The organism is Streptomyces sp. CB09001 (assembly GCF_003369795.1).
In the GTDB taxonomy this organism is placed as follows: domain Bacteria; phylum Actinomycetota; class Actinomycetes; order Streptomycetales; family Streptomycetaceae; genus Streptomyces.
The window spans coordinates 3539058-3562973 of record NZ_CP026730.1 but is presented as its reverse complement, the minus strand read 5'-3'; the positions used below and the strand labels follow the sequence as shown (position 1 = coordinate 3562973).

Genomic DNA, 23916 nt, shown 5'->3' with positions numbered 1-23916 from the left:
GCACCCGCGGAGAGCCGAGCACCCGCGGAGAACCGGGCGCCGCCGTCGCCGAGGCCCTGGTCGGCCTCGCGACGCGGTACGTGCGCAACGGCCCCGGCACCCTCGGGAAGGCGGCCCTCGCCACGCGCTGGCTCAACGCGCACCTGCGCGAGCACCCCCGCAGGGCCGTCGTCGAGCTGCCCTCGGGCGGTCGCTTCGCCGTGGACACGCAGGATCTCATCCAGCGGTACCTGTACCTGTTCGGCGCCTGGGAGCCGCACCTGACGGCCTGGCTGCGGCGTCGGCTGCGCCCGGGGGACGGCTTCGTCGACGTCGGGGCCAATATCGGCGTCTTCAGCGTCCTGGCGGCCCGGCTGGTCGGCGACGCCGGCCGGGTCGTCGCCATCGAGGCCTCCCCCGACGTCCACCGGCGCCTGGTGGAGAACGTCCGGCTCAACGCCCTCGGGAACATCCGCGCGCTCAACGCCGCCGTCTCGGACCGTCCCAGGACGCTGACCTTCGCGCTCGCCAGCTCGCGGAACACGGGGGCGAACAGCATCGTCCCGTACGACGGCCCGGTGGAGTCCAGCTTCCGGACCGAGGCGCGGCCGCTGCCGGAACTCCTCGACCCGGCGGAGATCGCGACCGCCCGGGTGATCAAGATCGACGTCGAGGGCGCCGAGGGGAGTGTCGTGCGCGGTCTCGCGCCGATGCTGGGCGCTCTGCGGCCGGACGCGGAGATCGCGGTCGAGGTGGCACCGGAGCGCATGGCCCGGCTCGGGGACCGGGTCGACGACCTGCTGGCGGTGATGAGAGACGCCGGGTTCCACGTCTACCAGCTGGCCAACGACTACGCGCCCGGGAGCTATCCCCCGGCACTGGGCGGTGCGCCCCGGGCGCCGGTGCGTCTGCGCGGGCCGGTGACCGGGGAGAGCGACCTGGTCTTCTCACGGGTGGACGCGGAACGGCTGCCCTGACCGTTCGGTGCTCCCGCCGTTCCGTGTTCCTGCCGTTCCGTGTTCCCGCCGTTCCGTGTTCCTGCCGTTCCGTGTTCCTGCCGTTCGGTGCTCCCGCCGTTCGGTGCCACTGCCGTTCAGCGGTCGAAGCCGCCGGTACCCTCCGGCAGACGCCATCCGAAGGACGCGAGGGCGCGCGCCCTGGCCTCCACCACCGCCATCCGGGCATCGCGCTCCGCGGGTTCCACGTGGGACGCCTGGCCGGTCTCCTGGCCCTCCCACTTGCGGTAGAGAAGGCCCACGTCCTCGGAGAACCACCCCCGGCTCACGCAGTTGAGCGCCAGCAGCAGGCCGGTGTCCTCGGACGCCGGCAGGGCCATCCAGCCGCCGACGGCGAGCAGCAGGTCGCGCCGGACCAGCAGGGTCGCCGGGTGGACCTGGGCCCGGAAGCCGTTCGCCTTCCAGAAGTCGAGCACCTCACCCCGCTCGACCGGCCCGTGCGCCGGGTCGCCGGGGAATCCGGCCGTAGAACCGTCGGGCAGGAGGTCCAGGACCCGCGAGGTCGCCCACCCGATCGACGGGTCGCCCTCCAGGGCGGCCAGGTCGCGGGCCAGGGCGCCCGGCGTGAGCCGGTCGTCGGCGTCCAGGACCTTCACGTACGCACCGTCCGCGTGGGCCAGCGCCATCGTGCGCGCCACCCCCGGCCCGCCCTGCCGTCCGCGGCGCCCCTGGTGGAAAACGACCCGCGGATCGTCGGGCACGTGCGGCCGGACGTCCTGCGTACGGCCGTCCTCCTGGATCACCCAGCGCCACTCCCAGCCGTCGGGCAGCTCCTGTGCGCACAGCGAGGCGTAGGCCTCGGGGAGGAACGGGGCGGAGGGGCCGTGGACGGCCGTGACGATGACGACGCGCCGGTTCACGGCGGCACTCACCACCTTTCCAGACGGGTCGTGAAGCGCAGTTCGGTGCGGTCGCCGGGCAGGGTGACGTCGGAGACGTCCACCACCTGGCCGCCGGTGTCGTACGAGGTCTTGCGGAGCAGGATCACCGACGTGCCCGGCGGCAGGTCCAGGGCCGCGGCCTCCTCCGGTGTCGGCGGGCGGGCGGTCAAGCGCTCCTCCACGCGGTCCAGTTCGACGCCCACGGTGTGGAGCTGGTGCTGAGTGCCGCCCGGCCAGGGCTCGTTGGCCTCGTCCAGGAGGTCGGGATTGGCCGCGATCACATCGCGGACGAGGTAGGAGGTGACGAGGCTGAAGGGAGCGGCTTCGGCCGAGTACCGCGTGCGGAAGGTGCGTTGGAGCAGCACGGTGCCCTCGGGAACGCCGAAGGCCTCGGCCAGTTCCCCGGACGCCTTCTGCTCGCGGTACTCGGCGTGGAAGACGAGGTCGTCGCCCCGCAGGCCGGTGTCGTGCTCCGTGGCGCCGGTGGCGGCCCTGGTGGCGAGCGGCCGGCGGGCCCGGTCCTTCTCCCACTGGTGGCGGCGGTTGTCCCGCACCGCCGGGGTGCGGGGGCGGCGGACGAAGGTGCCGAGCCCGTGCCGCTTGTCGATCAGGCCCTCGTCGCTCAGCAGCCGGAGCGCGTTCTGCACGGTGGGCACGCTGCGCCGGTAGTGGTGGGCGAGGTCGGCCTCCGAGGGCAGCCGGTCGCCGGGGCGCCGCTCACCCGCCCGGATGGAGCGGCGCAGATCGTCCGCGATCACTTCGTAGGCCTTGGGCACGGTCGCAGGCTACAACTCCTCAAGAGGTCTTGAAGAGCCGGGGTGGGTGGTCGGGTGGTCGAAGGGGCGGGACCGGACGGGCAGCGCGGTGTTCCGCGCACACACGGCGGCGGCCCGGCTGCTCTGTCGAGCGGCCGGGCCGTTTCTCGCGTGTGGTGCGGTACGCAGATCGCCGTTACGTCAGGGTCGGGGGTGGCGCGGGGCGCTCAGCGCTGGAGCGGGATGGTGTGCTGGGCCCGGGATTCGACCGCGGTGTCGTCGCAGGGAAGGCCGGTGGTCGTGGCGGTGGCGGCGCCGGCGAGCGGGTGGTGGCGGCAGCTGGGCGCCGCGCCGTGCGCCTCGGCGCGGATGCGCTGCTTCATGGTGGGGGGCAGGGAGCCGGTTCGGGACCGGGGCAGGGGGAGCGCGGCCGCGGGTGCCGCCTCGGGGGAGGCGCTCTCGGTGTTGCTGTGCGTTCCGGTCTGCGGTACGGCCGCGGCGGCCGTCGTCGTGACGAGTCCGAGCGCCGTGCACAGCGCGAGGAAGGCGGTGACGATGCTGGTCCACAGCGTCAGGACCTTGTTCCGGGCCATGGCCCCTCACTTTCGGGTTGGGCGATTTGCGTACTTTCCTCATGATGTGTATGAGGGCCGCGAAGTAGTGGACCGACGCCCGTGGCGCGTCGATGTTCAGATGAACACCACCCGAATAGCCGCAAGGCGCTGGAAAAGGTGCGCAGACGGGAGGGAGGCGGGCAAAAGTCACGGCACGTGAGGGTGTGATCACCCTCCGATCAGAATGGGTTCGTCCGCTTCTAAAGGGGTCCGGTGACGGGCAGTTGACCGCCGACACAGGTCACCGATCGGTATCGGCCGGTGTGTATAGTCGGGCGCCGAAGGTCCCCTACGTCAAGGAAAGACGAGGTCGCGCGGTGAAGAAGCTTCTCCTGGTCGCACTGGCCGCCATCGGCGGGCTCCTCGTGTACCGCCAGATCCAGGCGGATCGCGCCGAGCAGGATCTGTGGACGGAGGCGACTGACTCCGTGCCCACGGGTTCGTGAGTACGACCGACATCCGGTCCTGAGCAGACCCCGGCCGTCAAACGGTCGGGGTTTTGTGTTGCCCTGAGGGGGCACGGTCCGCTCGGGGCGGGCGGCGACAGAGCCGGTGAGCGCGAGGGGTGGCGGGTCATGGGACGGTGGTGTACGGCTCGACGGAGCGCCGGGGCGGGGCGAGCGGCCGTGGTGGCCGCCGTACTGGCCACGACCGCCGTACTGGCCACGACCGCCGTACTGGCCACGACCACCGCCCTGCCCGGCGCGACCGCCCTCGCGGTCGGCCCCGCGGTCGGCCCGGCGGCCGGCTCGGCCGGTCCGGCCGCCGGATACGACTTCGCCGACGACGCCGTACGGATCGCGGGCGCGAGTGCCACCGCGGGCGCCGAACCGCTGGAGGCGGGCGCCACCTACCGCAGCTCCCTGCCGAGGAACGGCACCCTCTACTACCGCCTCGAACTCGACGCCGCCTCGGACGCCTACGTCTCCGTCACCGCCGTTCCCGGCGCCGACGGGGAGGTCACCGCGGTCGACGGCATCCGGGTCTCCGTGCAGGACGCCGACGGCGGTTCGTGCTCCGTGCAGAGCGCGACCTTCGGCGCCGCCCGCAGCCCCCGCCCGGTCACCGCCCGGGGCATGCGCGAGATCGATCCCGCCGCCCAGCGGTGCCAGGACCCCGGCACCTACTACGTGGGCGTCGAGCGGACCCGGCCCCAGGACTCCCCGCCGGACGACTGGGACCTGGAACTCACCGTCGCCACCGAGCCCCGCCCGCGTGAGACCGGCGCGACGAAGGCCCCCGAGGCCTGGGACTCCGCCTCGCCCGAACCCCTCGCCGGCGAGCCGGAACGCCGGCCGGGCGGCAACGGATTCGCCCACGCCGCCCTCGTCAGGCAGGGGGTCTGGCGCGACGACATCCGGCCCGGGGAGACCCTCTACTACAAGGTGCCGGTCGACTGGGGCCGCCAGGTGTACGCCACCGCCGAACTCGCCGGCTCCGCGGACGCCTCCGGCTATGCCACCGGTGCCCTGCGACTGGCCCTGCACAACCCCGTGCGCGCCGAGGTCGACGACGCGGCCAAGGGCTACACCGGGCGGACGACCACGGTCGGCCTCGCCCCCCTGCCCCCCGTGGCCTACCCCAACCGGTACGCCACCGCGGGACAGGTCGGCGCGCTGCGGTTCGCCGGTGACTACTACGTCGTGGTCCACCTCGCGGCCCAGGTGGCCGACGACTTCGGCCAGGGGCCCTTCGCGCTGACGCTGCGCCTGCGACTCGGGGGATCGGCGGGGACCGGCCCCGGATACGCGGGGGAGTCCCGGCCGAAGGGCCTCTTCGAGATCTCCGCGCAGGACCGGGTGGCCGCCCCGGCCGGCGGAGCGGCGGACGGCGACCTCGCCATGAAGGCCGTCGCCGTCGGCGGAATCGGCACCGGCAGCCTGCTGCTGCTCGGCCTGGCCGTGTGGACGGCGACAGTCCGGCGCAGGACCTAGAGGGTGTCGTTCGGGTCTTGCCGGGGTCGCGGGGCCACAAGGCGCCGTGGCCCGGAGTCGGCCTGATCCGAACGACACGCCCTAACCCTCCGGCGCCCTGGGCTCAGATACGGGTCAGCGCCCAGAAGCCCACCGCGTAGCAGGCCAGGGCGAGCAGCAGCAGTGGCAGGACCACCCGTGCCGGAGGGCCGGGACGGCGGCGGCGCCGTGCCCCGCGGTGCTGGGCGGGAGGGGTGGACTGCGGGTTCCGGGCGGTGTACGCGGCGGTGGGGACGTCGGCACGCGGCGCCGGGGACGGCGCGAGGGCCTGGGCGGGGAGCGGCGGCCCGTGCGGCGCCGGGTACTGACTCCGGTCGGGCGTCCGGTCCGGCGGAAGGTGCTGCGGTCCGCCCGTGAACGCCGGGTGCGGTGCGGGCGGCCGCGCCGCGTCGGCCGCCGCGGCCGACGCCGGGGTGACGGTCGGCCGCGGCGGCGGCAGGTGGAAACTCCCGGTCTCCGACATGGCACCCGACCGCCCGGCTTCCGGCACCTCCTCGGAATGCGTCCCGTCCGGGGCGGGACGCGTCCGGCCGGGGCGCGAGGGCGCCGAGGGCGCTGCGGCGGGCCTGGAGGGTGTGGACGGCGTCCAGCCCTGGCCGGACGGTTCACCGGCCCCGTAGGACGCGTGTCCGGCGGGATCGGACGGGGCAACGGCCGGTCCCACCGTGCCCCCGAAGACAGGCGGCGCGCCCGGCGGCGGCAGGCCCGGCGTGGAGGACGGCAGTCCGGTGTCGGACGATGCGCCGGGCGCTGTCGCGGGAGCGCCGGGCGGTGTGGACGCGGGCGTCGAGTCCGGGCCCGGTGGGGGCGCGCTCGGGACGCCGGGCGACGACCAGTCCTGGCCGGGGGGCGAGCCGGCCGGTCGCGGAACCGAAGGCGTCCGGTCCGGTTGCGGGGACGGGCCGCCCGGGGGCGTGCCCGGCCAGGGGGGTGCCGGCGGGGCGGCGGGCGGGGACGGGTCCGCGCCCGGAGGCGCGCTCGCAGGGCCTCGCGGGTCCGTCGGTACGTCGTCCACTCCGGAGGCCCTCTTGAGCGGGCCCTCGGGCCCGAACCCGGTTGGCAGCGGCCCCACTTGGTCGAAGATCTCGATCAGCTCGTCGTCGGGCCCGGGCTCCGGCAACAGCTCCACCGCCGCGGCCAGCGCCTTGCGCGCCCCCGTGGCGGTACGGAACCTCGCCGACGGATCCGGCTGCAGCAGCGTCGCCACGACCTGCCACAGCGGCTCGGGAATCCCCCGCGGCGCGGGCGGCGTACCGTGCTCGGCGAAATGCTGGACGAGCACCTTGGCGTCCGGCTTGGCCCCTTCCAGCAGATACAGCGCGACCAGACCCACCGCGAACAGGTCCGACGGAAAGTCCGGTTCCGCACCCATCATCTGCTCAGGCGCGAGATAACCCGGCGTCCCCACCACGAGGTTGGTCTCCGTCAGCCGGGGCTCACCCAGCCGCATCGCGATGCCGAAGTCCGACAGCCTGAGGCGCGGCCGGCCCGTCCCCGTCGCCTCCAGGAGCAGGTTGGCGGGCTTGATGTCACGGTGCACCACCCCCTCCCCGTGCACCGCCCCAAGGCCCGACAGCAGCTGGTCGAGCAGCGTGCACACGAATTCGGGCGGCAGCGGCCCGTAGTCCCCGACCAGATGGACCAGCGAACCCCCCGTCACCAGGTCCATGGTGAACAGGACCTGGTCGTCGTCGGCGGCCCAGCTCGCGGGGGCCAGCACATGGGGGTGATCGATCCGCAGCGCCTGCTCACGGACGAACCGCAGCAGCGAGTGCGCGTCCCGCTGCTGGAGCACCTTCGCGGCCACATAACGCCTGCGCCGGTGGTCCCAGGCACGCCAGACGGCACCCACCCCGCCCCGGCCGATCGGATCGACCAGCTCGTACCGGCCCGCGAAGACCTCACCCATGGCTGTGCGCCGCTCCTCCCCTGGGACCTGTCGCGCCACTCCCGCGGGCCCGGCCGCCGACCCCCTCGGCGACCGGACCCGAGGGATCAGTTCTGGTGGGACTGGTAGTGCGCGACCGCGTCCGAGGTGCGGCCCGCGCCGTACACCCGCAGGAACTCCGCCAGCTCCGGATGCGAGGAGGAGAGCGAGTCCGCCGCGTCGATGATGTCCCCGGCGGCCGACACCGACCGCAGCAGCGACTGGATCTCCCGGACCACCCGCTTGACCGTGGGCGCACCCGAACTACTCGTGGTCGTCGTGGTGTTGCTGAGCACCGAGCCCCCCTGCGACTTCTTGATCTCGTCCATGCGCTCCGTGGCCTCGGCCGCGCTCACACTGCCGTCGGCGACCTGCCCAGCCAGGTCCTGCAGCAGCTGTACCCGCTGGACCACCGCGGGATTGCCGATCTTCGCCCGCTGGCCGCTCATCAGCTGCGACAGCATCGGCGCGGACAGCCCCAGCACCCCCGCGAGACGAGCCTGGTTGAGACCGAGATCGTCGATAAGCCTGCGGAAGAGCGCCCCCAGCGGCTCCCCGTACCAGTTCCGCTGCAGTTCCCGCGCTCTTGCGGTGGCTTCCTGCTGTGCGGCGTCCATTGCGTCTCCCCATCGCTTCCCCAAAAACCGCAGTTCGCTCCAGCGAACCACGCCGAGCATCTTACGGAGCGTGGTCGTTCCCCGGGAGCCCCAATCATTTGTGAGATACGGGGGGCGACCCGGTACTCTTGTCCGCGGCGACCGGCGGTCCGCGGCACCAGGACCGGCAACGCCACCCGAGGGGCCTTAGCTCAGTTGGTAGAGCGCTGTCTTTGCATGGCAGATGTCAGGGGTTCGACTCCCCTAGGCTCCACCGTCAAGAGCGCCTCCGACCTGCGGAAACGTAGATCGGAGGCGCTCTGTTCGCTTCCGGGGGGCCGCAGCGCGTCCGCCCTCGCGGGCGCCGGCGGACGGAGACGTTCCTCACCGTCGCCGGCCCCACACGGTGCCCGACACCGCACGCACCGCCCGGGTGATCAACAACGACCGGAGGGAAAGGGCCAGTTGAGCACGTGGAACAGCGCTCCGACGTCCGCACCACCACGGGAACCGGCCCCCGGACGGGCCCCTCTCGGTGCCCCGGAGGCGCTGTCTGCTCTTGATATCGTCACCCCACAGGGCATCAGCGCAGACCCCTGCGGGGCGGTGCCACGTGGCTCATCGCCGTCGGAGCCGTCCGGTCGCTACCGACGAGGTGGAAGGGGTAGACCATGCGGGCGAAGGTACGGGCCGCTCTTGATGCGCTCTATATGAAGCGGCTGGTCAGAGAGCTGGAAGGACGCCCACGCCCCCAGCACATCGGCATCATGCTCGACGGCAACCGCCGGTGGGCCAAGATGTCGGGCATCGACGACCCCCGAGAGGGCTACCGGGCCGGCGGCGCCAAGGTGCTGGACTTCCTGCGCTGGTGCGACTCCGCGCAGATCGAACACGTCACCCTCTTCATGCTCTCCGACGACAACCTTGCCCGCCCCGAGGAGCAGCTGAACCCCCTCATCGACATCATCGCCGAGGTCGTCGAGCAACTGGCCGCGCCGGGCAACCCCTGGCCCGTCGAAGCCGTCGGCGCCCTGGACCTGCTGCCCGCGGAGTCCGCCGGCCGCCTCAAGACCGCCACCGCCGCCACCCAGGGCCGCAAGGGCGGCACCAAGGTCGATGTCGCCGTGGGCTACGGCGGCAGACGCGAGATCGTCGACGCCGTGCGCTCCGCCCTGACCGAGCACAGCTCCCAGGGCGGCGACATCGACGAGTTCATCGAGACCTTCACCATGGAGCACATCTCCAAGCACCTGTACTCCAAGACACGGTCCGAGTCCGACCTCATCATCCGCACCTCCGGCGAACAGCGGCTCTCCGGATTCCTGCTCTGGCAGTCCGCCTACGCCGAGGTCCACTTCTGCGAAACGTACTGGCCGGACTTCCGGGAGATCGACTTCCTGCGCGCCCTGCGCTCCTACTCCCTGCGGGAACGCCGCTACGGCCGCTGAGCGCCGGCACCGTTTCACGTGAAACATCGCCGCGGGGCGAGAGACTCACGGTCTCCCGCCCCGCGGCGATGTGGAAACGACAGAAAACGGCCGTCGCCAGTACAGCGCGCGGGGATCAGCGGGGCTCGTCGCCCTCCGCCTCCTCCTGAGCCTGCTTGGCCTGCACCTCGGGATCGAGGAGCGCCTCACCCGTGCCGTCCACCGACGTCAGCCGGCCCGACTCGGGAACCTCCGTCGCCTCCGGCGGCTCCACCAGCCAGTCCGGGTTGGCCTGCTTGTCCCACCACTTCCACGCGGCGAAGGCACCACCCGCGACGACACCGACCACCGCGAGGACCTTGGCGACCCGGCCGGCCCGGGCCCGTCGCTGATGCCTGCGCGTCAGCCTCTGAATCTCCTTCGCCGTGACCTGACCACGCAGCGCGGCCAGCGCGGCAGCACCGCGCGCCGTGGCCTCGTCGCGCACGGGACCGGCCGCGGCCACCGCCTGCTCGATCCTCGGACGTGAGTAGTCGGCCGCCTGCCGAGCGGCCAGACGCGTACGGACAGCGGCCTCCTGCGCGGCCGCGTCCATCTTCGGCGGCACATGCGTACGGGCCTGTTCCAGCCGCGGCGCCACGTGCGTGCCGTACTGAAGGCGTGCCTGGCACGTGGCCTGCGACACCTTGGGCGCCAGCCGTACGCGCGCCTCCTGTGCATAGTGAGCGGCCCTGTCCTTGGCCGTGTCGGCGTAGGGCGCCACCACTTCCGCGGCGTGCAGCACGCTGTCCTTCGCCGAACCGGTCGCGGCGCGCACGCTGTCGATGCGGGTCACGGGTTCCTCCTCCTCGGTGGCGTACGGTAATTCGACTTTCCACCCTTTTACGGATCATGCCTGGGGACGCGCCGCCAGGCATGCGAGGGCGGGCATCCGGGTCACGGACGATGCCGCCGCGGCCTCTGGGGCAAGTGGTGATGAAGTTGCGAACAAGAGCCGATCAACGTCAATAACCGATGAATACCGGGCAACACGAGCCTGTCCACGACCATGCCACGGATCGGCGCCCCACGCTCGTGACCCAGCGGTAAGAGCACCGAACGCGCCCCCGGCCGTGCGAGGATCGGTGCGCACAACAGGACGACGGAAGGCACCTCGTGGCCGCGCAGCTCTACGCCACCCTGAAGACCAGCCAAGGTGACATCGAGGTCCGGCTGCTGCTGAACCACGCACCCAGAACCGTCAAGAACTTCGTCGAGCTGGCCCGCGGCGAGCGGGAGTGGACCCACCCCGCCACCGGCGAGACATCCATGGCCAGGCTCTACGACGGCACCGTCTTCCACCGGGTCCTCAGCGGCTTCATGATCCAGGGCGGCGATCCGCTGGGCAACGGCACCGGCGACCCCGGCTACCAGTTCCCCGACGAGTTCCACCCCGACCTCGCCTTCGACAAGCCCTACCTGATGGCCATGGCCAACGCCGGCCCCGGGACCAACGGCTCGCAGTTCTTCATCACCGTCTCCCCGACGACCTGGCTCAACCGCAAACACACGATCTTCGGCGAAGTGACCGACACGCCCAGCCAGAAGGTCGTCGACACCATCGCCGCCGCCCGAACCAACCCCCGCACCGAGCGGCCCCTCACCGACATCGTCATCGAGTCGGTCGTCGTCGAGACACGGAACGCCTGACACCCCGCCACACCGGGCAGGAACCAAACGCCCCGCTCATCCGTAGAGAAGGGCGGGGCGGTGCATCTGCACACACCGCCCGCAGGGACGACCGAGGGGATGCCATGGACCACGCGGCCGCCGGCCGACCGGATGCCCAGAGCCTGCCCGGTTGCTATCGCCACCCGGACCGCGAGACCGGCATCCGCTGCACCCGCTGCGAGCGCCCCATCTGCCCGGACTGCATGGTCAACGCATCCGTCGGCTTCCACTGCCCCGACTGCGCCGCCGGCCGCACACCGGGAGCCACCGGCCCGGCCCCGAGTGCCTCCCGGCCCCGCACCCTCGCGGGCGGCACCGTCGCTGCCGACCCCCACCTCGTCACCAAGATCCTGATCGGGATCAACGTGGCGGTGTTCATCGCCGTCCAGGCGCTCCCGTCGTCCTTCCTCAGCGACATGGTGCTCATCGGACGCTGGCCCCCCGCCCCCTTCGTCCCGACCGAGGGCGTCGCGGAGGGCGAGTGGTACCGGCTGGTGACCACGATGTTCACCCACGAGGAAATCTGGCACATCGGCTTCAACATGATCAGCCTCTGGTTCCTCGGCGGCCCTCTGGAAGCCGCCCTCGGCAGAGCCCGCTACCTCGCGCTCTACCTCGTCTCCGGCCTCGCCGGCAGCGTGCTCGCCTACCTGCTGGCCTCGCCCACCACCGCCACCCTCGGCGCCTCCGGCGCGATCTTCGGCCTCTTCGGCGCCACCGCCGCCCTCGTGCGCCGGCTCAACGCCGACATGCGGCCGGTCGTCATCCTGCTGGTGATCAGCCTCATCTTCACCTTCACCCGGAGCAACATCTCCTGGCAGGCCCACGTCGGCGGCCTCGTCGCGGGTGCCGTGATCGGCTACGCCATGCTCCACGCGCCCCGTGAGCGGCGCACGCTCGTCCAGTACGGCACCTGTGCGCTGGTCCTCCTGGTCGTCGTCGGCCTGACCCTGCTGAGGTCGGCCCAGCTCACCTGAGCGCCCGTTGTCCACAGTAGGTGGCGGATCTTGTGCATAGCGTGCGGGAACACATGAGCCCCCTGTCGCTGACCAGTGTTATCGCAGGTCAGGCAGGGGGCGAACATGCTTTCGGAAGCTGGAACAGCCGGTAATTCCGTCACACCGGCGTCAACGCCGGGCGGGTTATCCACAGATCGTCTTTCTTTTCCCCAGCGTGTGGACAATGCCTGTGGATAACTCCGCGAATACCCCTGGGCAGAGCTACCGCGGAGCCGCCGCCGGGGCTACTTCCACTGCGTCGAGACGCCGAACCCCGCGGCGATGAAGCCGAAGCCCACCACGATGTTCCAGTTGCCCAGCGAGTCGATCGGCAGGGAACCGTCGGTGACGTAGAAGAGGACGATCCAGGCCAGGCCGAGGACGAACATGGCCAGCATGACCGGCGCCACCCAGCCGCGGCTGGTCAGCTTGATGCTGGTCGCCTGCTTCGAGGGCGGCGGCGTGTAATCGGCCTTCTTGCGGATACGTGACTTCGGCACGAGGGTCTCTCCTGTCGATGCGCTGCGTGGCCGCGCAGGGAACGGGGCTCGGTCTCGGGTGTGGCGTGGAAGGGACGAGGGGACTCTGAGCGCTCCCCCGGGCGTCCGTTAGCGTAGTCCTTCCGTGGCGCCGAAGGAGATAAGGGTACGTTGAGCAATTCTGCCGACTCCCCCGGGACGGGATCCAGCCCTGTCCGCCGGCGCCGTTTCCGGCCCGTGCGGGTGCTCACGGCGGCCGTCTTCGCACTCGCGGGACTTATCTTCTTCACCAGCTTCAATACCGCGAAGGGCACCAATATCCGGACGGACTCCTCTTTGCTCAAGTTGTCCGATCTCATCCATGAGCGCAGCCGGGAGAACGGCGACCTGGAGGAGTCCAACGGGACCCTGCGCGAGGACGTCGAATCACTCGCCGAGCGCGACGACGGCCGTACGAAGTCGGAGGACGACAAGCTGGCGGCGCTGGAGGAGAAGGCGGGTACGCAGCAGCTGAAGGGCGAGGCGATCACCGTCACGCTCGACGACGCCCCGCCGGACGCCACCGCGAAGCTCCCCGGCTACCCGGAGCCGCAGCCCGACTACCTGGTCATCCACCAGCAGGACCTCCAGGCCGTGGTGAACGCGCTGTGGCAGGGCGGTGCCGAGGGCATCAAGGTCATGGACCAGCGGCTGATCTCCACCAGCGCGGTGCGCTGCGTCGGCAACACGCTGATCCTCCAGGGCCGCGTCTACTCACCGCCGTACAAGATCCAGGCGGTCGGCGACCCGGAGCGGCTGAAGAAGGCGCTGGCGAAGGCGCCGGCGATCCAGAACTACATGGTGTACGTCAACGTGTACGGGCTCGGCTGGAAGGTCGAGGACGACGGCCGGGTGACCCTGCCGGGCTACTCCGGCACGGCCGACCTGCACTATGCCCAGCCTGTGGATTAGGGCCGTTCCCGGGGGCCGCGCGCCGCTAGTCTGGTGCGGTACGGCGTGAGTCTGGCGTCGTGGTGCGACGGAAGGGACGGCATGTACGGCTGGATCTGGCGGCATCTGCCGGGGAACGCGTGGGTGAAGGCGCTGCTCTCGCTCATGCTGGCGATGATCGTGGTCTACGTCCTCTTCCAGTACGTCTTCCCGTGGGCCGAACCGCTGCTGCCCTTCAACGATGTGACGGTGGACAACCAGTGAGCGCGCGCATCCTCGTCGTCGACAACTACGACAGCTTCGTCTTCAACCTCGTCCAGTACCTCTACCAACTCGGCGCCGAGTGCGAGGTGCTGCGCAACGACGAGGTGTCGACGGCGCACGCCCAGGACGGCTTCGACGGCGTGCTGCTGTCGCCGGGCCCGGGCACGCCGGAGCAGGCCGGGGTGTGCGTCGAGATGGTGCGGCACTGCGCGGCCACCGGTGTGCCGGTCTTCGGTGTGTGCCTGGGCATGCAGTCGATGCAGGTGGCGTACGGCGGTGTGGTGGACCGCGCGCCGGAGCTGCTGCACGGCAAGACCTCGCCGGTGGAGCACACCGGCCGGGGCGTCTTCGCGGGGCTGCCCTCGCCGTTCACGGCGACGCGGTACCACTCGCTGGCGGCGGAGCCGGCCACGGTGCCGGCCGAGCTGGAGGTGACGGCCCGTACGCCCGACGGGATCGTGATGGGCCTGCGCCACCGGGAACTGCTCGTCGAGGGCGTGCAGTTCCACCCGGAGTCGGTGCTGACCGAGCACGGGCACCGGATGCTGGCCAACTGGCTGGTGGAGTGCGGCGACCAGGACGCGGTGGCGAGGTCGGCGGGGCTCGCCCCGGTGGTGGGCAGGGCCACGGCGTGACCGCGCTGCGCCCCGAGCGCGACTCCGGCACGGCCGGTGACCAGGGATCCTCGTACGGGCAGCCGTACGGGGATTCCGGTGCGTTCGGGGAGCAGTACCGGCCGCCGCTTCCCGACGACGAGACGGTGGCGCTGCGGGTCCCGGAGCCCCCGGTGCGCCGGACGGCCGCCGGGAGTGGCTCCGTCGCCGCTTCTGACGGGGACGGTCCCGTGGGTGGCGGTCGCGCGGCCCGCAGGAAGGCCGCGAAACGGCGTCACGGGCGCCGTGGGGCGCCCAGGGGCCAGGCTCCGGAGGAAGAGGCCGAGCAGGCCCCGAAGGCGCCTCTGTCGCGCGTGGAGGCCCGTCGGCAGGCCCGGGCGCGCAAGCCCGGGGCCGCGGTGGTCGCCAGCCGGGCGATCGGTGAGATCTTCATCACGACCGGTGTGCTGATGCTGCTGTTCGTCACCTACCAGTTGTGGTGGACGAACGTGCGGGCGCACGCGCAGGCGAACCAGGCCGCGAGCAACCTCCAGGACGACTGGGCGAACGGCAAGCGCAGTCCCGGGTCGTTCGAACCGGGCCAGGGGTTCGCGCTGCTGCACATCCCCAAGCTGGACGTGGTGGTGCCGATCGCGGAGGGCATCAGCAGCAAGAAGGTGCTGGACCGGGGCATGGTCGGGCACTACGCGGAGGACGGGCTGAAGACGGCGATGCCGGACGCGAGGACCGGCAACTTCGGGCTCGCGGGGCATCGCAACACGCACGGCGAGCCGTTCCGGTACATCAACAAGCTGGAGCCGGGCGACCCGATCGTCGTGGAGACGCAGGACAAGTACTTCGTCTACAAGATGGCGTCGATCCTGCCGGTGACCTCGCCGAGCAACGTGAGCGTGCTGGACCCGGTCCCGAAGCAGTCCGGCTTCAAGGGACCCGGCCGCTACATCACCCTCACCACCTGTACGCCGGAGTTCACGAGCAAGTACCGCATGATCGTGTGGGGCAAGATGGTCGAGGAACGGCCGCGCAGCAAGGGCAAGCCGGATGCGCTCGTCAGTTAAGGGCGGATGACCAGTGGCAGCGACCACCGACACGGAGCACCAGGAGCAGGCCGAGGCGGGCGGTCGCGGGCGGCGTCGTCCCGGCCGGATCGTCGCGCAGGCGGTCAGCGTCCTGGGTGAACTGCTCATCACCGCGGGCCTGGTGATGGGCCTGTTCGTCGTGTACTCGCTGTGGTGGACGAACGTGGTCGCCGACCGCGCGGCGGACAAACAGGCCGAGAAGGTCCGTGACAACTGGGCCCAGGACCGGGTGGGCGGGAACGGCCCGGACGGTCCCGGGGCGCTGGACACCAAGGCGGGCATCGGCTTCCTGCACGTCCCGGCGATGGGCGAGGGCGACGTCCTGGTGGAGAAGGGCACGTCGATGAAGATCCTCAACGACGGCGTGGCCGGCTACTACACCGACCCGGTGAAGGCGACGCTGCCCACCTCGGACAAGAAGGGCAACTTCTCGCTCGCCGCCCACCGCGACGGGCACGGCGCCAAGTTCCACAACATCGACAAGATCGAGAAGGGTGACCCGATCGTCTTCGAGACGAAGGACACCTGGTTCGTGTACAAGACGTACGCCGTCCTGCCCGAGACCTCGAAGTACAACGTCGAGGTGCTCGGCGGCATCCCCAAGGAGTCCGGCAAGAAGAAGGCCGGCCACTACATCACCCTGACGACCTGCACCCCGGTCTACACGAGCCGCTACCGGTACGTGGTCTGGGGCGAGCTGGTCCGCACGGAGAAGGTCGACGGCGACCGGACGCCGCCGGAGGAGCTGCGGTGAGGTGGCTGAGGTCCTTCAGGGACCTCAGTCGCCTTAGAATGATGGAGGCCCGAAGCCGCAACTTGCTCTTGCGGCTTCGGGCCTCTCCGTTCGCCTATTGCAAGACGTTCAGTGGTGCACCGGCGCTCCACTCTTCCAGGAGTCCGCGGTGCACGGCGGTGATGCCGCTCTCGACGGCGAGGTTCTGGGCGTCACGTGTGAATGGGCAAGTCGCGACGAACAGGGCGAGCTCGGAGCTGTGCAGGACCTTGGCGGCCCCGATGAACTTCTGGATCTCGGGACTGGTGATGCTGAGGTGCGGCGCGAACCTCTTGCACTGGACGACGAGCGTTCGCCCGTCGGCGGTGAGCGCAGTGATGTCGATACCTCGGTCCCTGCTGCCACCGCGCACGAGAACGTCGGTGCATCCGTCACGGCGGAGCAGTAGGGCCACATGCTCCTCGAACTCGCGGCCGTTCATGGCGTCCATGGAGGCCATGACCCCGGCGAGTGGACGGTCTTCCCGCGGGCCTTCCAGCCGTTGCAGCCGGGCGTTGTGTTGCCGGAGCCGCTTCTCGATGCGCTGGACTCCCGTCCGGAGAGCGATGAGCTCTCGTTGGTGATCGCTGGACGTTTCGATCAAGGCATTGAACATCGGTACGACCGTCCGGCCGAGAATGTGGGTGATGCGCTGGTCGATGCGGGCGTCGAGGGCGGAGGTGTCTGCAGGGGCCGGGTTTTCCACAGGCTGCCTGCGGGCCAGGTACTCCGTGTCCAGGAGGTAGGTGCGCACCTGACGTGCGACTTCGCTGTCCCGGAGAAGCATGGCGACGTTGAGGACGGAACGACGGGAGTAGAGGGTGAGGCTTGACCGGGGCTGTGGATGACCTCCCGGATAGCGTGACAGGACGTCACGCTTGAATTGAGCGAGCGCAGGGCCTTGGAGAGTGCGCAGCCCGCTGCTCGACAGTTCCTCACGGTGCCGTGCCTTGAGCTGACGGATGGCGTCAGTGGTGACGCAGAAGTACGTCGCTACCATTGCCGTCGTTACGTGCATGCCGTCCGGCAGCAAGGACAGTGCTTTGACGCGGTCGAGTACGTCCGTGCGGTCGCGCACGCTGCTGCGTAGGGCCGGTGATTCGAGCAGGACGGTCTCGCTGATCATGATCGTTGCCCCTAAAGAGGGAGTTGTGTGGTCACCCTGGGTTAACGAGTCATGACATACGAAGACACGATCGGTTCGCGGTCGCCCTGGGTGTCGAGCAGGGGGCGCAACCGGCGGGCGATGTCGCTGTCGCGCAGGAGCAGAGCGCTGGTGAGTACGGCTAGCCTGGAGTAGATGGTGAGGCTTCGGCGGGCCTGTGGATAACTGGCCAGCGAGAGTGACATGTTGTTACTCTCGAATTCCCTCAGGTCGGCGCCTCGGAGCACGGTCATTCCGTTGACTTCGAGTTCCTCACGATGGCGCGTGGTCAGCTGTCGGACGGCTTCGGCGGTGACTTGGAAGTACGTCGCCACCATCACCGTAGTCACGTGTATGCCGTTCGGCAGGAGGGACAGGCCTTTATGCGGTCGAGTACGTCCGTGCGTTCGAGGATGCCGTGCCGCTGCGCAGGGTGCGCGATTCCAGTAGAGCCGTCTCGTTGATCATTGCCCGGCTTTCCCTTTTGGGATGACGTGGTCAACCGGACTTAACGAGTTCTGACATATGAAGGCACGTCCACCGGATCCGAGCCGCACGGCACCGGCCTGCACAACCTGCCCCTGCACCAGGCAGCTCAGAACAGGGCCTGGCTTGAGATCGTCCAGATCGCTCCGACCTGCCGGCCTGGCTGCCCATGCTCGCTCTCACCGGCACTACCCGGCTCCGGGAACCCCGCTGCGGCAATTCCGCCAGCCCTCCGCGGCCGCCCAACTCGTCACCACCAGCCGCCGCAAGATCCTCTGCCTCAACAAGCATTGGCCCTTGACCGGCGAGATCAGTACCGCACTCGAACGACTCGGGCTCCTGCCAAACCCTGGCTGACCAGCACCGTCAACTGTCCCGGGCAGCGGAATCCGACGCCCACCCGGCGCGACAGCCGCGCTACCGGTCTGCCGACCATCAGCTCGGGAGACGAAAGGGTCCGCCGACTCCGTCAGCGGACCCTCACGAAAGATCGAGGCTAGCCGCAGTGGACTGCTACCCCACGGCCGTTGGCGTCCGTTGAGTTGGAGGGGCTCCAGATCGTGCCCCAGACGGAGATGCAGCGAGAAGCCGTACCCGTGACGGTGACGGGTCCGGCGTACCAGGAGTAGTAGCCGTTGTCGTTGTCTTGCGTGTCGATGCTGCAGGTGCCGCCGCCTGGTACGGTTCCGGCCTTGCACTTCCAGATGCTGGCGATCATGTTCTTGGTCGTGCCGGTACCCCAGTAAGTATCGACGACGGCGGCGCAGTTGGTGCCGCCGTTTGCGGAGCTGTAGTAGACGTTGATGACGCCGTACTTGGTGCCACCGCCGGTTCTTACGTCGTAAGTGCCGACCAGATTTCCGCTACACCCATAGGCGGATGCCGCTGCGCTGGCGTTGGGTGCGAAGGCGATACCACTAGCGAGCATGGCAAATACCGCGAAAAGGGTGGACAGTGTTTTGCGCATGAGGTCATCTCCAAGATGTCTCAGACGGGAGTTGATCTTGCGCAAAGAGACGTTACCCGGCTTGGCATGTCCCTGCAATGTGACAAAATAGCAAAAATACAGCTGGATTGATGACCGTCACGTGACGCTGCCTCTACGCGCTGTAGAGCCCCGGTCCCTCCGCTGAGGTCCGGGGCTCTGGGCAGTGTGGGAGATGGTGTCAGTTGCCGAATCCGGGGAGGCCAGCGATGGTGCCCCCGCCATTGTTGCCACCCTGCTGGGCGGGGGCAAAGAGGATGACCTTGTCGCCCTTCTTGACCTCCTGGCCCTCCACCGGGTTGCTGGCCACCACTACGGCGTTGTCGTCACCGCCGCCTTCGACTTTCTCGAGCTGAAGGCCGTTCTGAGCGAGGACCTGCTTGGCTTGGGCAACGGTCATCTGAGTGACCTTCGGCATCGGGATCTTCTCATTGGCCGGGGCCTTGGCGATCTTCACGTTGACCGTGCTGCCGCGGTCGACGTCCTTCCCGCCGTTGGGGGTCTGCTCGAAGATGGTTCCTTCGGCCTGCGCGGTGGACTCGACCTGCTCCTGTGTGCCGAGCACGAGCCCCTGCTCCTCCAGCCGCTTCCTGGCGTCCTCGGGCGCCATGCCGCTCAGGTCGGGCACGGTCACCTGTGCCGTCTCCTTGGCGACGGTGAGAGTGACGGTGGAGCCCTTCTCCTGTGACGCACCGCTCTTGGGGTCCTGCGTGAGCACGGTGTCCGGGGTCTGGGTGGACTCCTCCGACTGCTTCTCGACCTCGAAGCCCTTTTCCTTGAGGGCGGCTTCGGCCTCGCTGAAGGTGAGCCCCTCGACGTCGGGGACCTCGACCTTGGGTGCGCCGGTCGAGACCACCAGGTTGACGGTGGACTTCTTCTCGACGTCGGTGCCCTGCTTGGGGTCCTGGGCGCAGATGTTGCCCTTGGGCTGGTCCTCGCACTCCTGCTGCTTGAACGTCAGCACCAGGTCGATGTTGTCGGCCTGCTGCTGGGCGTCGGCCTTGCTCAGGCCGACGAAGGCGGGCACCGGGACCTTGTCGTTGCTCGGTCCGCCGTCCCCGCTGAAGGCGTACTTGCCGATCAGGATGGCGCCGACGAGGACGAGGATGCCGGCCAGCACCAGGAAGATCGTGGAGGTGTTCTTCTTGCGGGGCTGCTGGCGGCGCCGGTCGGGGCGCTCGTCGTAGCCGTAGCCGCCGTCGTCCGGGTTCATGGGCGGCAGCATGGTCGTGGCGCCGCCGCCTCCGTCCGAGCGCAGGGCGGTGGTCGGCTGGTCGTCGGGGTAGGCGCCGTAGCCGCCGGCGGCCATGGCGCCCAGTGCGGCGGTGGCGGCGACGGGCTGGCCGTCGAGGCAGGCCTCGATGTCGGCGCGCATCTCGTCGGCCGACTGGTAGCGGTAGTCGGGGTCCTTGGTCAGGGCCTTCAGCACGATCGCGTCCATCTCGGGCGTGATCTCGGGGTCGAAGACGCTCGGCGCCTGCGGTTCCTCGCGCACGTGCTGGTAGGCGACGGCCACCGGGGAGTCGCCGACGAACGGCGGGCGCACGGTGAGCAGCTCGTAGAGCAGGCAGCCTGTGGAGTACAGGTCGGAGCGGGCGTCGACCTGCTCGCCCTTGGCCTGCTCCGGGGAGAGGTACTGGGCGGTGCCGATCACGGCCGCGGTCTGGGTCATCGTCATGCCGGAGTCGCCCATGGCGCGGGCGATGCCGAAGTCCATGACCTTGACCTGGCCGTTGCGCGTGAGCATGACGTTGGCCGGCTTGATGTCGCGGTGGACGATGCCGGCCCGGTGCGAGTACTCCAGCGCCTGGAGGATGCCGATGGTCATCTCCAGCGTCCGCTCCGGCAGCAGCTTGCGGCCGGAGTGGAGCAGCTCACGGAGCGTGGAGCCGTCGACGTACTCCATGACGATGTACGGGATCGACACGTTGTCGATGTAGTCCTCGCCCGTGTCGTAGACCGCCACGATCGCGGGGTGGTTGAGCGAGGCGGCCGACTGGGCCTCCCGGCGGAAGCGGGCCTGGAAGGACGGGTCGCGCGCGAGGTCCGCGCGGAGTGTCTTCACCGCCACCTGGCGTCCGAGCCGGGTGTCATGAGCGTGGTAAACCTCCGCCATGCCACCACGGCCGAGCACAGGGCCCAGCTCGTACCGGCCGCCGAGGCGACGCGGCTCTTCCATGGTTACCTACCAGCCCTCTCCGTCGGTCCCGACCGGCATGCTTGTACGGTCGGAGGCTGCCGTCCGGCCTACCGTACCCGGCTCGCTCCTGGCCCTTTGGCCGAGCCGGGCAGCCGATACAGGACCGGTATCGCAACGTGCGCCGATGTGAAGGGGACGTGACGGGAGTCACGCCCCCTTCATGGCGCGGTCACTTCTTGCTGTCGATGACGGCCTCCATGACGTTCTTCGCGATCGGTGCCGCGAGGCCGCCGCCGGAGATGTCGTCGCGCACGGCGTTCTCGTCCTCGATCACCACGGCGACGGCGACGGGTGAGCTGCCGTCGTCGGCCTTGGCGTACGAGATGAACCAGGCGTAGGGGTTCTCGCTGTTGTTCTCGCCGTGCTGTGCGGTACCGGTCTTGCCGCCCACCTTGACGCCGTCGATCTTGGCGTTGGTTCCCGTGCCCTCGTCGACGACGGTCTCCATCATGGACTGGAGGATCTGGGCGTTGTCCGCGGACAGCGGCTTGCTCATCTCCTCGGGGTCCGTCTTCTCGATGGTGTCGAGGTTGGGCGCCTGGAGCGCGTCCACCATGTACGGCTTCATCAGGGTGCCGTTGTTGGCGATGGCCGAGGTGACCATGGCCATCTGCAGCGGGGTGGCCGCGGTGTTGAACTGGCCGATGGAGGAGAGCGCGACCTGGGAGTCGTTCATGCCCTCGGAGAAGACCGAGGCGCTGGAGCGGACCGGGACGAACTGCTCGTCGGTGAAGCCGAACTTCTTGGCCGTCTCCAGCATCTTGTCGTTGCCGAGGTCGTAGCCGAGCTTGCCGAAGACGGTGTTGCAGGAGACGCGCAGGGCCTCGCGGAGGGTGGCGTCCTCGCAGGGGATGTTGCCCTCGTTCTTCAGCTCGGTGCTGGTGCCGGGCATCGTCCAGGGCAGCGGGGAGTCGGTCTTCTCGTCGGCCGAGTCGTACTTCCCGTGCTCCAGGGCCGCCGCCGCGGTGACCACCTTGAAGGTGGATCCGGGCGGGTAGACCTCGCGCAGCGCGCGGTTGAGCATCGGGTCGTCGGGGTTGTTCTTCTTCTGGAGCTTGTTCCAGGCCTCGCCGGCCGCGTCGTTGCTGCCGGCGATGACGGTGGGGTCGTACGACGGGTAGGAGGCCATCGAGAGGATCTTGCCGGTGGACGGCTCGATGGCGACGACGGCGCCCTTGGCGCCCTGCTTCTTCAGACCGTCGTAGGCGGCCTTCTGGGCGGCGCTGTTGAGGGTGGTGACGACGTTGCCGCCCTCGCGCTTCCTGCCCGTGATCATGTCGAGGGTGTTGCGGAAGAAGAGCCGGTCGTCGTTGCCGGTGAGGATGCCGTCGTCGATGGCCTCGAGCTGGGTGGCGCCGAAGGCCTGCGAGACGTAACCGGTGACGGGCGCCCACATGGCGCCGTCCTTGTAGGTGCGCTTGTACTTGAAGTCGCCCTCGGTGGTGGCGTGTGAGGTGATGGCCTTGCCGTCGACGATGATGTCGCCGCGGGGGCTGGCGTACCGCTCGATGGCGACCCGGCGGTTGTGCTCGTCCTCCTTGAGCTCGTCGGCCTGGACGTACTGGAGCCAGTTGTCCCGGATGAGCAGGGTGAGGACGAGGAGGCCGCAGAAGATCGCGATTCGGCGCAGTGGCTTGTTCACGGTCGGACCACCTGGGTCATCTCGGCGTCGGGGCTGGCGGGCGCGGCGGGTGCCGGTCTGCGCGCGGTGTCGCTGATGCGCAGCAGGATGCCGATCAACGCCCAGTTGGCGATGACGGAGGAACCGCCGTAGGCCAGGAAGGGCATCGTCATGCCGGTGAGCGGGATGAGGCCCATGACACCGCCAGCGACGACGAAGACCTGGAGGGCGAAGGCGCCGGAGAGGCCGATGGCGAGGAGCTTGCCGAAGGGGTCGCGGGCGGCGAGGGCGGTGCGCACGCCGCGTTCCACGATCAAGGCGTAGAGCAGGAGCAGGGCCATGAGGCCGGCGAGGCCGAGTTCCTCGCCGAAGGTGGCGAGGATGAAGTCGGAGTTGGCGGCGAAGCGGATCAGCTCGGAGTGGCCCTGGCCCCAGCCGGTGCCGAGGGTGCCGCCGGAGCCGAAGGCCCACAGGGCCTGCATGGCCTGCTCGGAGTGGCCGACCTGGTTGGCGCGGGAGAGCATGAACTCCCGCATCGGGTCGAGCCAGGCGTCGACGCGCTGTTGGATGTGCGGTTCGAAGGTGGCCACACCGACGGCGCCGACGGCGGACATCAGCATGCCGAAGACGATCCAGCTGGTCCGCTCGGTGGCGACGTACAGCATGATCACGAACATGCCGAAGAACAGCAGCGAGGTGCCGAGGTCGGTCTCGAAGACGAGGATCAGGATCGAGACGATCCAGACGACCAGGATCGGGCCGAGGTCGCGGCCGCGTGGCAGGTAGAGGCCCATGAAGCGGCGGCTGGCCAGGGCGAGCGCGTCGCGCTTCACCATCAGGTAGCCGGCGAAGAAGATCGCGAGGACGATCTTGGCGAACTCGCCGGGCTGGATGGAGAAGGAGCCGACCTGGATCCAGATCTTGGCGCCGTAGATGTTCTTGCCGAGGCCCGGCACCAGGGGGAGCAGCAGCAGGAACAAGGCGCCGACCATGGAGATGTAGGTGTAGCGCTGCAGGACGCGGTGGTCCTTGAGGAAGACGAGCACGGCGACGAACAGGGCGATGCCCATCGCGGTGTAGATCAGCTGGCGGGGTGCGGCGTTGCCGGCCTGGTGGATGCTCTGGAGCAGTTCGGACTGGTCCAGGCGCCAGATGGCGACGAGTCCGAGGCCGTTGAGCAGGGTGGCCAGCGGCAGCAGCAGCGGGTCCGCGTACGGGGCGAACTTGCGCACGACGAGGTGGCCGACGCCGGCCAGCAGGCCGAGGCCGAAGCCGTAGCTCAGCAGGCCCGCGGGCACCTCGTCGTTGATGGCGAGGCCCACGTTGGCGTAGGCGAAGACCGGGATGAGGACGGCGAACACGAGCAGAGCCAGCTCGGTGTTGCGCCGGCTCGGGGCGCCGATGGCGCCGATCGTGGACGTGTGGTGCGTCGACGGGTTGGTAGTACTGCTCATCGTGTGAAAGGG

Annotated in this window: 24 protein-coding genes, 1 tRNA gene and 1 pseudogene; 13 read left to right on the top strand and 13 right to left on the bottom strand. The window is 69.7% G+C overall.

The window, feature by feature from the left end:
• Nucleotides 1-80: 80 nt before the first annotated feature.
• Nucleotides 81-956, top strand: a complete 876-nt coding sequence (locus C4J65_RS16405) for an FkbM family methyltransferase (protein ID WP_115743081.1) — start codon at nucleotides 81-83, stop codon at nucleotides 954-956.
• 116 nt (nucleotides 957-1072) lie between these two features.
• Here C4J65_RS16405 and C4J65_RS16400 read toward each other — a convergent pair whose 3' ends face one another.
• The 3 genes from C4J65_RS16400 to C4J65_RS16390 form a co-directional block, all read right to left on the bottom strand.
• Nucleotides 1073-1855, bottom strand: coding sequence for a glycosyltransferase family 2 protein (locus tag C4J65_RS16400; protein ID WP_115746483.1), 783 nt, complete (start codon nucleotides 1853-1855; stop codon nucleotides 1073-1075).
• Nucleotides 1856-1863: 8 nt separating this feature from the next.
• Nucleotides 1864-2652 carry a GntR family transcriptional regulator gene (locus C4J65_RS16395; RefSeq protein WP_115743080.1) on the bottom strand — a complete coding sequence of 263 codons (789 nt, stop codon included), beginning with the start codon at nucleotides 2650-2652 and terminating at the stop codon, nucleotides 1864-1866.
• Between the two features lie 206 nt (nucleotides 2653-2858).
• On the bottom strand, nucleotides 2859-3224 hold the full coding sequence (locus C4J65_RS16390) for a DUF6344 domain-containing protein (protein WP_115743079.1): 366 nt from the start codon (nucleotides 3222-3224) through the stop codon (nucleotides 2859-2861).
• Between the two features lie 338 nt (nucleotides 3225-3562).
• Between C4J65_RS16390 and C4J65_RS36675 the strand changes: the two genes are divergently transcribed.
• Nucleotides 3563-3691 (top strand): DLW-39 family protein, encoded by a 129-nt coding sequence (locus tag C4J65_RS36675; protein ID WP_003999697.1) that lies wholly within the window; start codon nucleotides 3563-3565, stop codon nucleotides 3689-3691.
• A 129-nt stretch (nucleotides 3692-3820) separates the two neighbouring features.
• On the top strand, nucleotides 3821-5179 hold the full coding sequence (locus C4J65_RS16380) for a hypothetical protein (RefSeq protein ID WP_115743077.1): 1359 nt from the start codon (nucleotides 3821-3823) through the stop codon (nucleotides 5177-5179).
• Nucleotides 5180-5282: 103 nt separating this feature from the next.
• Here C4J65_RS16380 and C4J65_RS16375 read toward each other — a convergent pair whose 3' ends face one another.
• Nucleotides 5283-7127, bottom strand: coding sequence for a serine/threonine-protein kinase (locus tag C4J65_RS16375; protein ID WP_115743076.1), 1845 nt, complete (start codon nucleotides 7125-7127; stop codon nucleotides 5283-5285).
• 86 nt (nucleotides 7128-7213) lie between these two features.
• Nucleotides 7214-7762 carry a DNA-binding protein gene (locus C4J65_RS16370; RefSeq protein ID WP_115743075.1) on the bottom strand — a complete coding sequence of 183 codons (549 nt, stop codon included), beginning with the start codon at nucleotides 7760-7762 and terminating at the stop codon, nucleotides 7214-7216.
• Nucleotides 7763-7942: 180 nt separating this feature from the next.
• Here C4J65_RS16370 and C4J65_RS16365 point away from each other — a divergent pair.
• Together C4J65_RS16365 and C4J65_RS16360 are read left to right on the top strand one after the other, a co-directional pair.
• A tRNA-Ala gene (locus tag C4J65_RS16365) sits at nucleotides 7943-8015 on the top strand.
• Between the two features lie 397 nt (nucleotides 8016-8412).
• On the top strand, nucleotides 8413-9189 hold the full coding sequence (locus C4J65_RS16360) for an isoprenyl transferase (RefSeq protein WP_115743074.1): 777 nt from the start codon (nucleotides 8413-8415) through the stop codon (nucleotides 9187-9189).
• A 115-nt stretch (nucleotides 9190-9304) separates the two neighbouring features.
• On the opposite strand, the gene C4J65_RS16355 is transcribed toward C4J65_RS16360, so the two are convergent.
• Entirely contained in the window at nucleotides 9305-10003 is a 699-nt protein-coding gene (locus C4J65_RS16355) for a DUF5324 family protein (protein WP_115743073.1), read from the bottom strand.
• 320 nt (nucleotides 10004-10323) lie between these two features.
• On the opposite strand from C4J65_RS16355, the gene C4J65_RS16350 reads away from it, so the two are divergent.
• Both C4J65_RS16350 and C4J65_RS16345 read left to right on the top strand, forming a co-directional pair.
• The gene (locus C4J65_RS16350; RefSeq protein WP_115743072.1) at nucleotides 10324-10857 is read left to right on the top strand and encodes a peptidylprolyl isomerase; all 534 of its coding nucleotides are present in this window, start codon (nucleotides 10324-10326) and stop codon (nucleotides 10855-10857) included.
• Nucleotides 10858-10961: 104 nt separating this feature from the next.
• The gene (locus C4J65_RS16345; protein ID WP_115743071.1) at nucleotides 10962-11855 is read left to right on the top strand and encodes a rhomboid family intramembrane serine protease; all 894 of its coding nucleotides are present in this window, start codon (nucleotides 10962-10964) and stop codon (nucleotides 11853-11855) included.
• A gap of 266 nt (nucleotides 11856-12121) precedes the next feature.
• On the opposite strand, the gene crgA is transcribed toward C4J65_RS16345, so the two are convergent.
• Nucleotides 12122-12376: a cell division protein CrgA gene (gene crgA / locus C4J65_RS16340; protein ID WP_115743070.1), complete on the bottom strand. Its 255-nt coding sequence runs from the start codon at nucleotides 12374-12376 to the stop codon at nucleotides 12122-12124.
• Between the two features lie 150 nt (nucleotides 12377-12526).
• Here crgA and C4J65_RS16335 point away from each other — a divergent pair, with 150 nt between their 5' ends.
• From C4J65_RS16335 to C4J65_RS16315, 5 genes are read left to right on the top strand one after another with little or no spacing between them, the layout of a single operon-like run.
• The gene (locus C4J65_RS16335) at nucleotides 12527-13306 is read left to right on the top strand and encodes a DUF881 domain-containing protein (protein ID WP_162833204.1); all 780 of its coding nucleotides are present in this window, start codon (nucleotides 12527-12529) and stop codon (nucleotides 13304-13306) included.
• Between the two features lie 45 nt (nucleotides 13307-13351).
• Nucleotides 13352-13549, top strand: coding sequence for a hypothetical protein (locus C4J65_RS16330; RefSeq protein ID WP_162832944.1), 198 nt, complete (start codon nucleotides 13352-13354; stop codon nucleotides 13547-13549).
• Entirely contained in the window at nucleotides 13546-14184 is a 639-nt protein-coding gene (locus C4J65_RS16325) for an aminodeoxychorismate/anthranilate synthase component II (RefSeq protein ID WP_115743067.1), read from the top strand. Before C4J65_RS16330 ends, C4J65_RS16325 begins: the two co-directional genes overlap by 4 nt.
• Complete coding sequence (locus tag C4J65_RS16320) at nucleotides 14181-15221, top strand: class E sortase (RefSeq protein ID WP_115743066.1); 1041 nt, start codon at nucleotides 14181-14183, stop codon at nucleotides 15219-15221. Before C4J65_RS16325 ends, C4J65_RS16320 begins: the two co-directional genes overlap by 4 nt.
• 13 nt (nucleotides 15222-15234) lie before the next feature.
• On the top strand, nucleotides 15235-15996 hold the full coding sequence (locus tag C4J65_RS16315) for a class E sortase (protein WP_115743065.1): 762 nt from the start codon (nucleotides 15235-15237) through the stop codon (nucleotides 15994-15996).
• Between the two features lie 94 nt (nucleotides 15997-16090).
• Here the strand turns inward: C4J65_RS16315 and C4J65_RS16310 are convergent, their stop codons facing one another.
• Entirely contained in the window at nucleotides 16091-17140 is a 1050-nt protein-coding gene (locus C4J65_RS16310; RefSeq protein ID WP_115743064.1) for a restriction endonuclease, read from the bottom strand.
• A gap of 41 nt (nucleotides 17141-17181) precedes the next feature.
• Entirely contained in the window at nucleotides 17182-17508 is a 327-nt protein-coding gene (locus tag C4J65_RS16305; RefSeq protein ID WP_240330440.1) for a hypothetical protein, read from the bottom strand.
• Nucleotides 17509-17699: 191 nt separating this feature from the next.
• Between C4J65_RS16305 and C4J65_RS36670 the strand changes: the two are divergent.
• A pseudogene (locus C4J65_RS36670) lies at nucleotides 17700-18001 on the top strand (transposase); the annotation flags it as partial.
• Between the two features lie 139 nt (nucleotides 18002-18140).
• On the opposite strand, the gene C4J65_RS36090 reads toward C4J65_RS36670, so the two are convergent.
• The 4 genes from C4J65_RS36090 to C4J65_RS16280 all read right to left on the bottom strand — a co-directional run bounded on the left by C4J65_RS36090 (nucleotide 18141) and on the right by C4J65_RS16280 (nucleotide 23904).
• The gene (locus C4J65_RS36090) at nucleotides 18141-18689 is read right to left on the bottom strand and encodes a hypothetical protein (RefSeq protein ID WP_162833203.1); all 549 of its coding nucleotides are present in this window, start codon (nucleotides 18687-18689) and stop codon (nucleotides 18141-18143) included.
• Between the two features lie 121 nt (nucleotides 18690-18810).
• Nucleotides 18811-20808, bottom strand: a complete 1998-nt coding sequence (pknB, locus tag C4J65_RS16295; protein WP_115743063.1) for a Stk1 family PASTA domain-containing Ser/Thr kinase — start codon at nucleotides 20806-20808, stop codon at nucleotides 18811-18813.
• A gap of 190 nt (nucleotides 20809-20998) precedes the next feature.
• Nucleotides 20999-22471, bottom strand: coding sequence for a penicillin-binding transpeptidase domain-containing protein (locus tag C4J65_RS16285; RefSeq protein ID WP_115743062.1), 1473 nt, complete (start codon nucleotides 22469-22471; stop codon nucleotides 20999-21001).
• Nucleotides 22468-23904, bottom strand: coding sequence for an FtsW/RodA/SpoVE family cell cycle protein (locus C4J65_RS16280; RefSeq protein ID WP_115743061.1), 1437 nt, complete (start codon nucleotides 23902-23904; stop codon nucleotides 22468-22470). Before C4J65_RS16280 ends, C4J65_RS16285 begins: the two co-directional genes overlap by 4 nt.
• Nucleotides 23905-23916: the final 12 nt, after the last annotated feature.